General features: G+C 53.9%; 15 protein-coding genes. 10 read left to right on the top strand and 5 right to left on the bottom strand.

All coding sequences use genetic code 11. From position 1 onward, the window contains the following. Nucleotide 1: 1 nt before the first annotated feature. A complete protein-coding gene (locus QNH99_RS17050; RefSeq protein WP_096012040.1) occupies nt 2-334 on the top strand; it encodes a DUF6572 domain-containing protein in 333 nt (110 codons plus the stop codon). Nucleotides 335-993: 659 nt separating this feature from the next. On the opposite strand, the gene QNH99_RS17045 is transcribed toward QNH99_RS17050, so the two are convergent. Further along, nucleotides 994-1,875 carry a LysR family transcriptional regulator gene (locus tag QNH99_RS17045; RefSeq protein WP_410516962.1) on the bottom strand — a complete coding sequence of 294 codons (882 nt, stop codon included), beginning with the start codon at nt 1,873-1,875 and terminating at the stop codon, nt 994-996. Between the two features lie 102 nt (nt 1,876-1,977). Between QNH99_RS17045 and QNH99_RS17040 the strand changes: the two genes are divergently transcribed. The 3 genes from QNH99_RS17040 (at nt 1,978) to QNH99_RS17030 (ending at nt 3,427) form a co-directional block, all read left to right on the top strand. Then, nucleotides 1,978-2,760 (top strand): NAD(P)H-dependent oxidoreductase, encoded by a 783-nt coding sequence (locus QNH99_RS17040; RefSeq protein WP_410516961.1) that lies wholly within the window; start codon nt 1,978-1,980, stop codon nt 2,758-2,760. A 277-nt stretch (nt 2,761-3,037) separates the two neighbouring features. After that, nucleotides 3,038-3,250, top strand: a complete 213-nt coding sequence (gene cspA, locus QNH99_RS17035; RefSeq protein WP_009091867.1) for a transcription antiterminator/RNA stability regulator CspE — start codon at nt 3,038-3,040, stop codon at nt 3,248-3,250. Between the two features lie 3 nt (nt 3,251-3,253). Beyond that, on the top strand, nt 3,254-3,427 hold the full coding sequence (locus QNH99_RS17030; RefSeq protein ID WP_096012037.1) for a cold-shock protein: 174 nt from the start codon (nt 3,254-3,256) through the stop codon (nt 3,425-3,427). A 295-nt stretch (nt 3,428-3,722) separates the two neighbouring features. Here the strand turns inward: QNH99_RS17030 and QNH99_RS17025 are convergent, their stop codons facing one another. Continuing rightward, nucleotides 3,723-4,685, bottom strand: a complete 963-nt coding sequence (locus tag QNH99_RS17025; RefSeq protein WP_410516960.1) for a chemotaxis protein — start codon at nt 4,683-4,685, stop codon at nt 3,723-3,725. Between the two features lie 165 nt (nt 4,686-4,850). Here QNH99_RS17025 and QNH99_RS17020 point away from each other — a divergent pair, with 165 nt between their 5' ends. Then, on the top strand, nt 4,851-5,243 hold the full coding sequence (locus QNH99_RS17020) for a YgiW/YdeI family stress tolerance OB fold protein (RefSeq protein WP_063878577.1): 393 nt from the start codon (nt 4,851-4,853) through the stop codon (nt 5,241-5,243). A gap of 37 nt (nt 5,244-5,280) precedes the next feature. Here QNH99_RS17020 and dbpA read toward each other — a convergent pair whose 3' ends face one another. Continuing rightward, on the bottom strand, nt 5,281-6,660 hold the full coding sequence (gene dbpA, locus QNH99_RS17015; RefSeq protein ID WP_410517681.1) for an ATP-dependent RNA helicase DbpA: 1,380 nt from the start codon (nt 6,658-6,660) through the stop codon (nt 5,281-5,283). A 407-nt stretch (nt 6,661-7,067) separates the two neighbouring features. Between dbpA and QNH99_RS17010 the strand changes: the two genes are divergently transcribed. Then, a complete protein-coding gene (locus QNH99_RS17010) occupies nt 7,068-7,286 on the top strand; it encodes a hypothetical protein (RefSeq protein ID WP_063878579.1) in 219 nt (72 codons plus the stop codon). Nucleotides 7,287-7,352: 66 nt separating this feature from the next. Here QNH99_RS17010 and QNH99_RS17005 read toward each other — a convergent pair whose 3' ends face one another. Together QNH99_RS17005 and QNH99_RS17000 are read right to left on the bottom strand one after the other, a co-directional pair. Continuing rightward, nucleotides 7,353-8,741, bottom strand: a complete 1,389-nt coding sequence (locus QNH99_RS17005) for an amidohydrolase (RefSeq protein WP_109717070.1) — start codon at nt 8,739-8,741, stop codon at nt 7,353-7,355. 91 nt (nt 8,742-8,832) lie between these two features. Then, entirely contained in the window at nt 8,833-9,693 is an 861-nt protein-coding gene (locus QNH99_RS17000) for a LysR family transcriptional regulator (RefSeq protein WP_063878581.1), read from the bottom strand. Between the two features lie 86 nt (nt 9,694-9,779). Between QNH99_RS17000 and QNH99_RS16995 the strand changes: the two genes are divergently transcribed. From QNH99_RS16995 to lldD, 4 genes are all read left to right on the top strand, one after another. After that, a complete protein-coding gene (locus QNH99_RS16995; RefSeq protein ID WP_410516959.1) occupies nt 9,780-10,943 on the top strand; it encodes a cyanate transporter in 1,164 nt (387 codons plus the stop codon). Nucleotides 10,944-11,160: 217 nt separating this feature from the next. Next, nucleotides 11,161-12,816 carry an L-lactate permease gene (lldP, locus tag QNH99_RS16990; RefSeq protein ID WP_410516958.1) on the top strand — a complete coding sequence of 552 codons (1,656 nt, stop codon included), beginning with the start codon at nt 11,161-11,163 and terminating at the stop codon, nt 12,814-12,816. Further along, on the top strand, nt 12,813-13,598 hold the full coding sequence (lldR, locus tag QNH99_RS16985; RefSeq protein WP_096012031.1) for a transcriptional regulator LldR: 786 nt from the start codon (nt 12,813-12,815) through the stop codon (nt 13,596-13,598). Before lldP ends, lldR begins: the two co-directional genes overlap by 4 nt. After that, nucleotides 13,598-14,770, top strand: a complete 1,173-nt coding sequence (lldD, locus tag QNH99_RS16980) for an FMN-dependent L-lactate dehydrogenase LldD (RefSeq protein ID WP_410516957.1) — start codon at nt 13,598-13,600, stop codon at nt 14,768-14,770. Before lldR ends, lldD begins: the two co-directional genes overlap by 1 nt. Nucleotides 14,771-14,794: the final 24 nt, after the last annotated feature.

Genomic DNA, 14,794 nt, shown 5'->3' with positions numbered 1-14,794 from the left:
TATGTCAATTGAAGAAATAAATAAGATCGACTTTATCAACACATCGAATGAAGATGATGAGCTTGTACTTTTGGGTATTACAGATCATTTATCATGGGGGGATGATGTTAATGAGCATTTACTTTTGCTTCAAGATAAAGTAAATGCTTATTTAAACTTCATTCTTAGTGGGCAAATGATAGAGTTATTCCCCGCTGCATGTGGGAAAAGTAAATTCTGTATTCAGGTTTTTTTTAAGTTTTTACCACCGAAAGAAGTTGATGATTTTTTATCTAAATTTCAGGCAGCATTAAAAGAGTACAATGTTGATCTGATCACTCACCATGTTGGTTGATTTTTTCATTAGTGGGTTTTATTAATATGGGTGCTGTCGATTTTTATTGAATGGATGAGGCCTTAAGCCATCTTATGATTTTTTTCTGAAGCTTAGGCTACGGGTTTCTTGATGAAGGTGACTAAATACTTAATGAATACTGCTTACGCTCTAGAGTGCTTAACAACTTGGTGAGTTGAGGTTGGCTTTTGTAGGAATATCATCAAATAAGGAGTTAAGTGGTTATAATTTAAGGGTTTTTATTTAGAAGGCATGAGTAATGAATAAAGTAATTCAAGGCATAATATTACGGTGGATGGGGGCTTCCACGCGAGGAATATCAACTCACTCAGCATTATATCGGACGCGCTAATCAATCATTTTGCCTCTATGCTTTACGGGGAAATGGACTAGCTTTAGTCTTTTAAAAAAATCGAGTTTGTATGCTCCTGCAAAAATTGTAAAAAGGAAAGTGTAAAAAGAGTAGACTTGCATTAACACAAATTGGCTAAATACAAGGGAAATTATTGTCTCAACCACCCGAATCGAGCGATCTGTGATATTTTTAATGTACTCTTTCACGGAATGCGGAATAATGCCAAAGCGGAATCGTTGTTAAAAGTTCAACATTACGTAGATTCAGCACTAACTCAGAAACTCCTCATTATACAGACATGCTTTTAAAACCTCCCCACCACCCGCTCCCTCAGCCACCTATGCCCCAAATCCCGGTGCGATCGCTCATGCCACAGCATCACCAGCTCAAAGCCCGGAATCGCCATCGGCGGTAGCACGATCATCAATCCCGGCATCATCGCCGCCACTCTCTCTGGCATCAACGCCACCAAATCGCTGGTGCTTAGCACGCTGCCCATCAACAGAAAGTGGGGCACAGAGAGCACCACTTTTCGGCTCAACCCTCTGGCTTCCAGCACGCTATCCGTCACCCCGCGAAAGCCGCCGCCGTCGGGCGATACCACTACATGCTCCAACGCGCAGAGCGCTTCGGCGGTGATATCAGGATGCAGGGCGGGATGACCCTGACGTCCTGCTACAACATAGCGCTCCTGAAACAGCGGGCGGATATGCAGCCCGTCTGGCACGCCGTCACGCAAATGGAGCACCAGATCGACCGTGCCTTTTTCCAACTGCTGCGCGATCAACGCGGGTTTCATATCCAGAATGGCAAGCCGGGTACCGGGTGCGTCCTGACGTAATGCAGCCATCAGGGGAACCAGTGCCGTCTGGGCACCGTAATCGGTGGCCGCTACGCGCCACTCCTGAACGGCGTCGGCAGGGATAAACGGGCCTGGCGCAGCAACCACCTCATCGATCATGCCGCTCAGTTGCGCCAGCGAAAGGCGTAACGCCTCGGCGCGCGCGGTGGGGCGCATGCCGTGAGATACCGGAATCAGCAAGGGATCGTTAAACCACTCACGCAGGCGCTCAAGCCGGGCACTGACAGAAGGCTGAGAAAGATTAAGCCGCTGCGCGGTCCGGCTCACGCTGTTTTCCTGTAACAGCACATTCAGGGTCATTAACAGGTTGAGATCGGGTTTCATGGTATCAGTCTTGCCTATAGTGAATATCCATACATTTACTTTTACTGATAGCACATTCGGATGCAGGCTACATCTCAGATTCCCATCAAAGCAGGTGATTTTATGAATGTGTTAATCGTTGTTGCCCATCCCGAACCCAATTCCCTTAACGGCGCGCTGGCGCGTTTCTCCGTCAGCCACCTGGAGCAGTTGGGCCATCAGGTGCGCGTTTCCGATCTCTATGCCATGAACTGGGAGGCGCGCGTATCGCCCGCTGATACGCAGCATCGCCAGAATGCCGAACGGTTTGATCCCTCTTTTGAATCCACCCAGGCTTTTGAAGGCGGCTTCCAGAGTGAAGATATTGTGCAGGAACAGGAAAAACTGTTGTGGGCCGATGCGGTAATTTTACAGTTTCCGCTCTGGTGGTTTTCCATGCCGGCAATCATGAAAGGCTGGATTGATCGTGTTTACGCCTGCGGCTTTGCCTATGGCGTGGGGGAGCACTCAGATACGCACTGGGGCGACCGCTATGGCGAAGGTACGCTGGCAGGGAAGCGTGCGATGCTGGTTGTCACGATGGGCGGATGGGAGTCCCACTACAGCCCACGCGGCATCAACGGCCATATTGATGACATCCTGTTCCCTATTCAGCACGGCATCTTGTTTTATCCCGGTTTTGACGTCCTGCCGCCTTTCACGCTTTATCGCACCGGCCGCACCGACAGCGCGCGCTTTGCAGCAGTGTGTGCAGAACTTGGCGAGCGGCTGGATAATCTGTTTGTGACCGAACCTGTTGCCTATTATCGGCAAAACGACGGCGATTACACGATACCGTCTCTGACTTTGCGTGACGATCTCGCCGCCGGTGAACAGGGGCACCAGGTTCATCTCCGCAAACAGTAACAGCAGACAGTAACAGACGATTGGGTCAGATTCCCGCACGCGGGGCTCGTCTGGCCCGCCTTCATTTTTTTAAAATAAGCCTTGCATGCATCAGCAGGATATGACCTAATGAATCGTCGGTTTGATTAACAGACACTATCAAAGTAAGTAACCAAAGCAGTTCTCATCTCTAAGCCTGTCGCGAGACATTCCTTCTTTTTGAGTCTTCTCTTACGTTCTGATTAAAATCTGTTCTCAGGCCATTACGCCGGAAGGCTCTATTATTAAGGAATTAAACATGTCTAACAAAATCCGCGGTACCGTTAAATGGTTCAACGCAGAGAAAGGCTTCGGTTTCATCTCTCCTCAGGACGGCAGCAAAGATGTATTCGTACATTTCTCTGCAATCCAGGGCACAGATTTCCGTTCATTAGATGAAGGTCAACAAGTTGAGTTTACAGTAGAAAATGGTGCCAAAGGCCCAGCTGCTGCGAACGTTGTTGGTCTCTAAGGACTGAAAATTACGAGTTTTAAATGTCCTCACTGTAGTGGCTCGCAGTACAGAAAATCACATTTCGATGTGACAAGAGCCAACCCGCATGGAGCGAAATGCATTTTTTGCAAAACGATCGTTGTTCAAATCAACACGACCAGGATTGCAGCTCAGAGTCAGCCACAGGCACTCTGAAAAGGCTAAAGAGCTCTATAGCGTTGTTGCATTTACCGTAATAAGAGGCTGCCATTGGCAGCCTTTTTTATTTCCCTTCTGACCCCTTTCCCGCTGCTATTTACTAAACCATCAGGGCAAGAACGCCGCCCCAAAACAGCAGACAAAAAACAACAGCCGCAATCCAACTCAACTGACGTGCACGCCCGCGAAACAAGGGCTTACGAGCAACGGGTAGCGCTTCACTATGCATATTTATATTCTCAAGTGGTGGATATCAAGCCTCACTGGGCAGGGGTAAGCTGCCCGTTACGTCTTAGCTCGCGGCTTCCATTGCTTTAAAAATCACGTCAGACAGCTCATTCAGTTCAAACTTAGCGACATAACCATCGGCACCCACTTTGCGCACGTGATCTTCGTTCGCGCTGCCAGAAAGTGATGAGTGGATCACCACCGGAATATGGCGCAGTGTCGTATCGCGCTTGATGTTACGTGTCAGCGTAAAGCCGTCCATCTCCGGCATTTCCAGATCGGTTAACACCAACGCAATCTTGTCATGGATGGATTCGCCCTGCGCCTGAGCCTGCTGGTGCATCTCTTTAATTTTTTCCCATGCTTCAAGGCCGGTATTACACATGATGGCAGGAATGCCCATGCTCTTCAGGCCCTGCTCCAGCAACTGACGGGCAACTTTAGAATCTTCTGCCACAATCGCCACCGAACCCGGCTTCATTTTGAACTGACGCTCTTTAGGCGCTTCAGGCTCAACGCCGCGCACCGAGGGGATGATGTCATACAGAATTTGCTCAACATCCAGCACCATAGCCAGATTGCTTTTTTGTTCATCGTCATCAAGGCAGGCGATACTGGTGATATTGCGACCACCGATCCCGGCTTCCGCGGTATGCACCTGGCTCCAGTTAAGGCGCACGATGTTTTCCACTGACTCAACGGCAAACGCCTGGGTGTTACGCGCGTACTCGGTCACCAGCAGCAGATTCAGTCCCGTTTCTGGAATACAACCTGCTACGGCAGGTAAATCAATCACCGGAATAAACTGCCCACGAATGCTGGCCATGCCGAGCAACGGTGAACGCATGCCTGCTGCTTTGGTAATCGGCGGCATCGGTACAATTTCACGCAATTTAAATACGTTGATACCAAACAGCTCTGATTTACCTTTTAACTGGTCAGAGCCCAGGCGAAACAGCAGCAGCTCAAATTTGTTCGATAGCGCGAGATTCGCTCTTTCGTCGATCTCTTTCTGAAAATTATCCATTGTTGCCTCAGCATCAGCGCAGCAGGTGAAAAGGGGTGTGATGAAGTTATCGGCAGCAAGTGAAAAAAGGTGAGAGGGGAAAATCCAACTGCAGCATATTATTCTTGTGCCAGGCTTAACAGTGATAACTAAACATGGACACCTTTCCCTTTAAAGGAGTACGAGATGAAGAAAGTGTTACTGGCAACGCTGTTGGTGATGGCCACTTCCGGCGCATATGCAGAACAAGGTGGCTTCAAAGCAGGCGATACGCCGCCGCCACAGAACAAGCAGGATGCGGGTTATAAAGGTTCGGAAGATACAGGGCAAACCCACATCGATCAGATCCGTGACTTCCGTCAGGGCGGTTATGTGACGCTGGAAGGCTATATCGTTAAAAAATTAAAGGGCGATAATTATCAGTTTCGTGACGAAACCGGCCATTTGACCATCATTGCGCCGAAGAAAACGTTCGATGGCAAAACCTATACCGCTGATGACAAGGTTCGGGTAAGCGGCAAGGTTCATGGGAAAGGCGATAAAACGACGCTGCACGTAACGCGGATTGATGAGCCATAAGTCAGAGTAAGGGCGAGAGTGACTCTCGCCCGTTTTTTTAGTCTTTTAACAGCACAGCCCGACAGGTTTTACCTTTAATTTTACCCTGCTTAAGCTTCACCAGCGCGTTTTTAGCCTGAGCCGCTTCTATCGCGACGTAAGCGTGGGTAGGCGTGAGATCGATTTTACCGATTTGATCGGCACGATAACCGGCTTCCCCCGTCAGCGCGCCGAGAATATCGCCGGGACGAATTTTCGCTTTACGCCCACCATCAATGCACAACGTCATCATGGCGGCGGGTAATGGCTGACTGCTTTTCTTCAGCGAACTGGCGGCAATCCAGGGCAGTTTCTGTTGCAGGAAGTCTTCAAGTGCGTGCGCGCGCGCCATTTCATCTGCGGCAACAAAACTCACGGCAGCGCCTTTTTCGCCAGCGCGTGCGGTGCGGCCGATACGATGCAAGTGCACTTCCGGGTCCCATGCCAGTTGATAGTTTACCACCAGCGACAGTGACTTAATGTCCAGCCCACGGGCTGCAACATCGGTGGCCACCAGTACGCGACCACTACCGTTGGCAAAACGAATCAGCACCCGTTCGCGATCGCGTTGCTCCAGATCGCCATGCAGGGGCAGGGCGCTGATATCGCGCGCATTCAGCGCAGCGGCAATATAGTCGCATTCACGTTTTGTGTTGCAGAACACGACGCAGGAAGAGGGCTGGCGTTCGCTCAGCAGACTGATCAGCAGCGAGAGTTTTTCACCGTGGCTGGCCTCAATAAACTGCTGTTCGATAGCCGGGAGTTCACTCACTTCTTCTGTGACCACGCTCAGCGCTTCACGCTGAAAGCGCTGGCTCAGGGCGGCAATCCCTTCCGGCCAGGTTGCCGAGAACAGCAGCGTCTGACGCGAAGCGGGCGTGGCAGCGATGATGGTTTCCATATCGTCGCGGAAGCCCATTTCCAGCATACGATCGGCTTCGTCCAGTACAAGCGTACGCAGGCTGTTCAGCTTCAGCGTCTCACGCTTAATGTGGTCCAGAATACGGCCTGGCGTTCCGACGACGATATGAGGCGCATGCACCAGCGAATCGCGCTGGGCGCTCATTGGCTGGCCGCCACATAAGGTTAAAATTTTAATGTTGCGTGTAAAGCGGGCTAACTGCCGCAGGACGTTACTAACCTGATCGGCCAGCTCCCGGGTGGGGCACAAAATTAACGCCTGCGTCTGAAAAAGAGCGCTGTCGATATGTTGCAGCAAGCCAATGCCAAAGGCGGCCGTTTTACCGCTGCCGGTTTTTGCCTGAGCGCGCACGTCGCGTCCGGCTAAAATAGCGGGCAGCGTTTCGGCCTGAACCGGTGTCATGCTGGTATAGCCCATCTCGCGCAGGTTATCGAGCTGGCTATCGGGAAGAGAATTAAGCGAGGAAAAAGCGGTCACGGGTGCGGCCTCTGCGGCTAAAAGTGGGGGCATCATTGCGTGCGCAAGTCTGTCAGAAAGCGAGCACAACGGCAACGTTAACCGCCTGAATAAATAATATCCATTTCACCCAGGTTTTTTTTAGGAATAAACTGAAGATTACGTGCGTTAGGTGGATTATTTTAATGAATGGCTGCGGAAAAAAAAGCCAAAAGGGAAGCCTGATAAACGTCTGAGAACGTTAATAAATTCATAATCTTTTGTTTATAAGAGCGAATATTGAGGTTATCGGAGAAGCCCGTTTTTTTCGCATTGAAAATAGCATTAATAATGTAACAGTATGGGCTTAAACCCCTGTAAAAATCATTCATTAACTCCTTTATATTGAGCAACATAGATCGATATAACCACTGGCAGAGGGTTTTTCATTGAATAATATCCCGAAGATATTGCATGAAGACATACTTAAAATCGTTGGTCGTGCTGTCCTGACATTGCATCTTTATGGCGAAAGCTTATCGGCTGATAAGGTTGCCTCCATGATCGAATGTTATGCCGAAGACGATCCCGTTGCCCCTGACGGCGCGCATCTGTATGCGCTGGCCATGGAGTTGATGTCAAAGAAAAGTGAGGCAAGCCGGGTTTAACATCGCTGTGCCTCAGATGTCTGCGCCTCACTTTAGGCAATAGCGTTAAAGTGAGGCGCATCTGCTTTACACCTGCTGTCGCACAAACAGGGGTTTTCCCCGCGAAAACGTCGCCGTAACGGGCGAAATCCGCGCTACCGCCTCCGCTGAACAACTGGCCTGAACCAGCATCATATCGGCACTGTCTCCGATGCGGGGCCATTGACGTTCGCCACTGGCAGAAAGAGGAAGCACGTCATTGGTGGCAATCGCCAGGGCGCGACTCAATGAGAACTCATCAGAACCGCCGTACAACTGGGCATAGAGATTGGCCTTTTCCAGCATGCTGCCTGTGCCAAACGGCGACCAGTGATCGATCACGCTGTCGGTGCCGGTCATGACTTTTATCCCTGCCGCCTGTAACTGCGGCACCGGCATGGTCAGCTTGCCGATGGGCAGCGTGGAGGCAATGCTGAACTGCTGCTCCGCCAGGTCGGCAATCAGGTTATCCCGTTCAGCGCCCTGTAAGGTTGCCAGTGCAAAACCATGACTGAGAGTGACTTTACCGCGTAAGGCGGGATTCTCCCGCACGGTTTTAATCATGTAACGGATAGCCTGAACGCCAGCGGCAGAGGTTTCATGCAGGTGGATATCGACGCCACGCTGGTAGTCGAGCGCAATCTGGAACAGGGCATCCAGGGATTTCTCCATCGCACCATCCACATTCGTGGGATCAAGACCGCCGACATAGTGCACGCCACGTTGCATGGCTTCACGCATCAGCCCGTCGACCTGAGAATGCAGCAGTCCATGCTGGGGGAAGGCGACAATCTCACAGGGGAAATCGGGATGCTTTGCCAGGGCAGCCTGTAAATGTTCCAGGCTCTTGAGACCACTGACCGGGTCGATATTACAGTGGCTGCGCGCCCGGGTGGTGCCCCTGGAGTTCAGCAGGGCAATAAGCCCTTCGGCCCGCGCCTGAGAAGTGGGCAGCAACTGTGGAATCAGCACCTGCTCACGGGCAATCATGTCCATAATCGTTTTGCCTTTACGCGGGCGAGGTGCCTGCCAGGGGCCCCCATAAAAGGTTTTGTCGAGATGGATGTGCATATCCTGCGTGGACGGCAGCAGCAGGGCACCCTGCGCATCCCAGAACGGCAGTGAAGGCGCACCTTGCCCGGCCGGGCTGAACTGGTGAAAGTGGCCATCGCGAAGGGTGATGTCGTAGCGCGCTGTTTTCGTTGCAACAATCTCGCTACCTTCGCGTGCGAAGCCCTCTTCGAGTAATACATTGCCTAAAACATAGTGGTTGCTCTGGGGCAGCGCGCCAGGTGAGAGGACGGGCGTTGCGTTAGCGTTGGCGGCAACACCGGAAGCCGCGATCCCGGCGATGATCATACTCATACTGCTGGCGGCGGTCAGGCGAACCCCCTGACGGAGAAAGCGGCGGCGGCTGGTGGAAGAGGCGGTCTGCATCAGCGATTCCTGCGAAAGTAAGTGAATGCTTAATCTGACAAACCGCAGCTTTCTCTGCTGAGGAGTTTTTCACTGCCTGCTATTTAAAAACTCACTGCCAGCTCAGGCCGGCGAAATCGGCCAGCGCGTTGGCCAGCTGGCGCTGAAGGCCATCTTCTGGCTGACGGCAAAACAGCGCCAGCTCAAAGGTATCGATTACCGGCAAGCCCTGTTGGCTGCCGAGCACCCGATGCGAAGGTAAGCGGCAACTGGCCGGTAACAGGGTTATCCCTAAGCCCTGCGCGCTGGCGGCTGACAGCGCCACCAGGCTGGCGCTGCTGTAACCAATTCGCCAACTGCGGCCCAGTAAATCCAGTGTCTGGCAGATTTCCTCTCGATACAGCCCCAGTTGCGGAAACAGCACTAAGGGAATGGGGGACTGTTCGAAGCAGGGATGGGCAGCGCTGTCCAGCCACAGTAACGGCTCCGGTCGGGAAGCCAGCGGGCGTTCCCCGTAGGGCTGTTTGATCAGCATGATATCCAGCTCTTCCCGTTGCCAGGCACGACGAAGTTCTACCTGCATCCCGCTCATCACATCCAGCCGCAGGTGGGGATGCTCGCGACTGAACAACGCCAGTAGCCCGGCGGTGGGTGCAGCGAAATCCTCCGGTACGCCCAGCCGCAGGACGCCATCGCGCCACTTATCGCTCAGCACATCGTGGGCTTCACCGTTCAGGGCAATAATCCGGCGAGCATAACCCAGCAATTTTTCCCCTTCTTCAGTGATCTGCACCTGATGGGACGAGCGGGCCAGCAAAGGCTTGCCGACCATCTCTTCCAGCCGCCGTACCTGTTGGCTCACGGTCGACTGTGACAGGTGAACCCGTTCAGCGGCGCGCGTAAAGCTGGCGGTTTCGCATACGGCGACAAAGCTCAGCAATTGCTGAGGCGTAAACATGGGCTGGCGATTCATTTTTCCACTGCCTGTCATCCTGATATTTCATTTCCAAATAGTAATGGCTGCTGTCAGGCTGACAATGTTTAATTCCAGGATTGCCCATGAAAAAAGATCGCTTATTACTTATTGCCGCCCTGATACTGGCGGGACTGAACATGCGTCCTCTGATGACCTCCATCAGTCCGCTATTGGATCAGCTGCGTGCAAACATTGGATTATCATCGCTCGCTGCCTCACTCCTGCCAGCTATTCCGATGATGATGATGGGCGCCATCGCGTTAGTGAGCGCGCCGCTTCTGCAACGTATCCGACTGCGTGGGCTGCTCTGTGGCGGGCTGGCGTTGCTGGTGCTGGCGCTGGCCAGCCGGTTTTTTATCTCGCAGGGCCAGTGGCTGGTATGGAGCACGGTCCCCGGCGGTATCGGCATCGGCATTGTACAAATGGCCATGCCGGGTTTGATTCGCCAGCGCTTTGCGCAGCGCAGTGCCATGATCACCGGGCTATGGGCGGCGGCATTAATGGGTGGCGGCGGACTGGGCGCTGCGCTGACGCCATGGATCAGCCTGCATCTGGGCTGGCACGGCGCGCTCAGCAGCTGGTCTGCGCCTGCGCTGCTGGCCGTTATGCTCTGGTGGTGGATTCCGGCGGCGTCTCCGCCACCGCAGACATCGACAGCCATGCCATCAGTCTGGCGCAATACGCGCGCATGGATGCTGGCGCTGAGTTTTGGTTTAGTAAACGGCGGTTATGCTATTTGTGTCGCCTGGTTGCCCGATTTTTATCATCAACTGGGCTGGAGCGCCCAGGCGGGCGGCAGCCTGCTGGGCGTGATGATTGCCTGTCAGGTTGCTGGTGCCCTGGTATTTCCCATGCTGGTAAAGGGAGCGGATCGGCGACCGCTGCTCGTGCTGACGCTGGTATTACAGCTTGGCGGTATGCTCGGTCTGCTGGTGGCACCGCTCTACCATCCCTGGCTGTGGGCAGGGATAGCGGGCATTGGCCTGGGTGGCGCATTCCCTCTGTCCCTGGTGCTGGCGCTGGATCACCTGGCGCATCCGCAGGCCGGTGCGCGTCTGGTGGCATTTATGCAGGGTGCGGGGTTTATCATCGCGGGCAGTATGCCTTTTCTTGCCGGACAACTGCATAACCTGACAGGCCACTTTTCCAGCATCTGGCTGCTACAGGGCAGCGTAACGGTGATCCTGATTGGCCTGAATCTGCGTTTTCACCCCCGAAGCTACCAACAAGCCTTTCCGCAGCACTAATTGGTCCTACCAACCCGGCAAAACGTTTTCAGCGGCTCACATAACGTTAAAAATAGTGCCGCAACTGTTGCCTAGAGTTAACAGCGGGTTAAGTATCTGTAACGAGCAAGCCCTGATCGCCTGATTGGTAGGACCAATTGGTGCATCAGAGGTGACAGATGCGCCACCCGCCTTTGCCGATCGCGCATCGCTTTCATCATCCCATGGAGATAATGGCATGCAGGTCTGGCAACAACATTACGATCCGCTCAACAACATCTGGCTCTCCAGCCTGATTGCATTGCTTCCTGTTTTGTTTTTCTTCTTTGCGTTAATCAAGCTAAAGATGAAAGGCTATCAGGCCGCGACCATCACGGTCATCCTTGCGCTGCTTGTGGCGCTGTTGCTGTATAAAATGCCGCTACAGCAAGCGTTGGCATCAGCGGTTTACGGCTTTATGTACGGCCTGTGGCCCATCGCCTGGATCATCGTAGCGGCGGTTTTTGTCTACAGGATCTCGGTTAAGACCGGTCAGTTCGACATTATCCGCGCCTCAATTTTATCGATCACGCCCGATCAACGCTTACAGATGCTGATTGTAGGCTTCTCCTTTGGCGCCTTTTTAGAAGGTGCGGCAGGGTTTGGCGCGCCGGTGGCGATCACGGCCGCGCTACTGGTGGGGCTGGGTTTTAATCCGCTCTATGCCGCGGGCTTGTGTCTGATCGTGAATACCGCGCCAGTGGCGTTTGGCGCGATGGGCATCCCGATTATTGTGGCCGGGCAGGTGACCGGGCTGGACAGCTTCGCTATTGGTCAGATGGCAGGTCGACAGCTTCCGTTTCTGACAATCATCGTGCTGTTCTGGATCATGGCGATTATGGATGGCTGGCGCGGCGTGAAAGAGACCTGGCCCGCCGTGATGGTGGCGGGGGGATCGTTCGCGATTGCCCAGTTCCTCAGTTCGAATTTTCTTGGCCCAGAGCTGCCCGATATCATCTCCTCGCTGGTCTCTTTAATGTCGCTGACGCTGTTTTTGCGCGTCTGGCAGCCGGTCCGCATCTTTCGCTTCTGCGAAGCAGAAAGCCAGCAGGACAATCCGCCGCTGACCCGACAAAAATACACTACCGGGCAGGTGGTGCGTGCCTGGATGCCGTTCCTCTTTTTGACCGCGACCGTCACGTTATGGAGCATTCCACCCTTTAAAGCGCTGTTTGCAAAAGGCGGTGCCTTCGCAAACTGGGTTTTCAGCCTCTCCGTGCCGGGGCTGGACGGAGGGATAACACGGATGCCGCCGGTGGTCGCGCAACCCAGCAACTGGCCAGCGATTTTCAAACTCGACCTGCTGTCGGCAACCGGCACGGCAATCCTGGTCGCCGCCATCGTCTCCATCGTTTTTCTGAAGATGAAACCTAAGGCTGCGGCAGTGACCTTTGCAGAAACCCTGAAAGAACTTATGCTTCCCATCTACTCGATCGGGATGGTGCTGGCGTTTGCCTTTATCTCTAACTACTCCGGCCTGTCTGCCACCCTGGCGCTGGCATTGGCGCATACCGGTCATGCTTTTACCTTTTTCTCGCCTTTCCTTGGATGGCTTGGCGTGTTTCTGACTGGCTCGGATACGTCATCCAATGCGCTGTTTGCCGCCTTACAGGCCACGACCGCGCAGCAGATTGGCGTTTCCGATATTCTGCTGGTGGCGGCAAATACCACCGGTGGCGTGACCGGCAAGATGATCTCGCCGCAGTCGATAGCCATTGCCTGTGCCGCTGTTGGTCTGGTGGGCAAAGAGTCCGATCTGTTCCGCTTTACCGTCAAGCACAGCCTGATATTTACCTGCCTGGTGGGCATCATTACCACGCTTCAGGCTTACGTTTTCCCCTGGATGATCCCATGAAAACCAGTTTATCGCCGCACGCCGATCCGCTGCGGGTTCGGCTCGAACAGTATATTCGCGAGCATCAGATTGAACCCGGCACGCGTTTGCCTGCCGAGCGCCAGCTCGCCGCCGCGCTTGGCGTCTCCCGTTCATCACTGCGCGAAGCCATTCAGCAGCTTATCAGTAGCGGGATATTGACGAGCCGACGCGGCGACGGCACCTGGCTGCGTCAACCTCAGGAACCCTGGTCTGAACAGCGCATTGTGGAACCGATTCGTCAGCTGCTGGCCAACGATCCGGATTACCGCTACGACATTCTGGAAGCGCGTTACGCCATTGAAGCCAGCACCGCATGGCATGCGGCACTGCGGGCGACAGAGTCCGATAAAGAACGCTTACGGTACGCGTTTGACGCCACGCTGGCGTTAAAAGAGAGCGACGATCCCCATCTGGCCGGTCAGGCCGACCTGCGGTTTCACCTCGCTATCGCGGAAGCCTCACATAATGTGGTGCTGTTACAAACCATGCGCGGTTTTTTTGATTTGCTCCAGTCGTCGATGCTGCACAGCCGCAGGCTGATGTACACCAGCCCGATCATTTTTGACCAGCTGACAGATCAACACCGTGCCATGCTTGACGCCATTTTACTCGGCGATGCCGAGGCCGCGCGCTTAGCTGCGATGGATCATCTTGGTTTTGTGCACACCACGATGAAAACGCGAGATGAAGACGAAGCCAGACAGGCACGTATTACACGTTTACCTGGCCATGACCTGCACAATCACAAGGAGACACGCTGATGATTATTTCTGCTGCCAGTGACTACCGCGCCGCCGCGCAACGCATTTTGCCGCCTTTCCTGTTTCACTATCTGGATGGCGGGGCTTATGCGGAGCACACGCTACGCCGCAACGTGACCGATCTCTCGGACGTGGCGCTACGCCAGCGCATCTTACGTAATATGTCTGAACTCAGCCTGGAAACCACCCTGTTTAATGAAACGCTGTCGATGCCAGTGGCGCTGGCACCGGTAGGGCTGTGTGGCATGTATGCACGACGAGGCGAAGTGCAGGCCGCCCGCGCGGCGGCAGGTAAAGGCATTCCCTTTACGCTGTCCACCGTCTCCGTGTGCCCCATTGAGGAAGTTGCGCCGCAGATCAACCGCCCCATGTGGTTCCAGCTCTATGTTCTGCGCGATCGTGGCTTTATGCGTAATGCGCTGGAGCGCGCCAAAGCGGCGGGCTGCTCTACGCTGGTGTTTACTGTGGATATGCCTACGCCGGGCGCGCGTTATCGCGATGCGCATTCAGGCATGAGCGGGGAAAATGCGGCGCTGCGGCGCTACTGGCAGGCCATCACGCATCCCAGGTGGGCGCTGGATGTGGGGTTACAGGGAAGGCCGCACGATCTGGGGAATATCTCAACCTATCTCGGCAAGCCTACCGGGCTGGAAGACTATATCGGCTGGCTGGCCAATAATTTTGATCCTTCCATTTCCTGGAAGGATCTGGAGTGGATTCGCGATTTCTGGGATGGCCCGATGGTGATCAAAGGCATTCTGGACCCTGAGGATGCCCGTGACGCGGTGCGCTTTGGTGCTGACGGTATCGTGGTTTCTAACCATGGCGGTCGCCAGCTGGACGGCGTCCTGTCCTCGGCCCGTGCCTTACCTGCGATAGCGGATGCGGTCAAAGGCGATATCACGATCCTTGCTGATAGCGGCATTCGTAACGGACTGGATGTGGTGCGTATGATTGCGCTGGGCGCAGACAGCGTCCTGCTGGGGCGCGCCTTTATCTATGCGCTGGCAACACATGGACAGCGCGGCGTTGAGCATTTACTGACGTTGATTGAAAAAGAGATGAAAGTCGCGATGACCTTAACCGGCGCGAAGCGCATTGCCGATATCACACAGCATTCGCTGGTGCAGGCAAATGCCCTCTTGCAGGAAGCAAACCTGCGCCCGGCATAGTTGCCTGCGGCGAAATCAGAGGTG

Origin of the sequence: Pantoea allii (assembly GCF_046529425.1) — a bacterium.
In the GTDB taxonomy this organism is placed as follows: Bacteria; Pseudomonadota; Gammaproteobacteria; order Enterobacterales; family Enterobacteriaceae; genus Pantoea; species Pantoea allii.
Note: the sequence above shows the minus strand (reverse complement) of the source record. Positions and strands in the feature narration are given on the sequence as shown.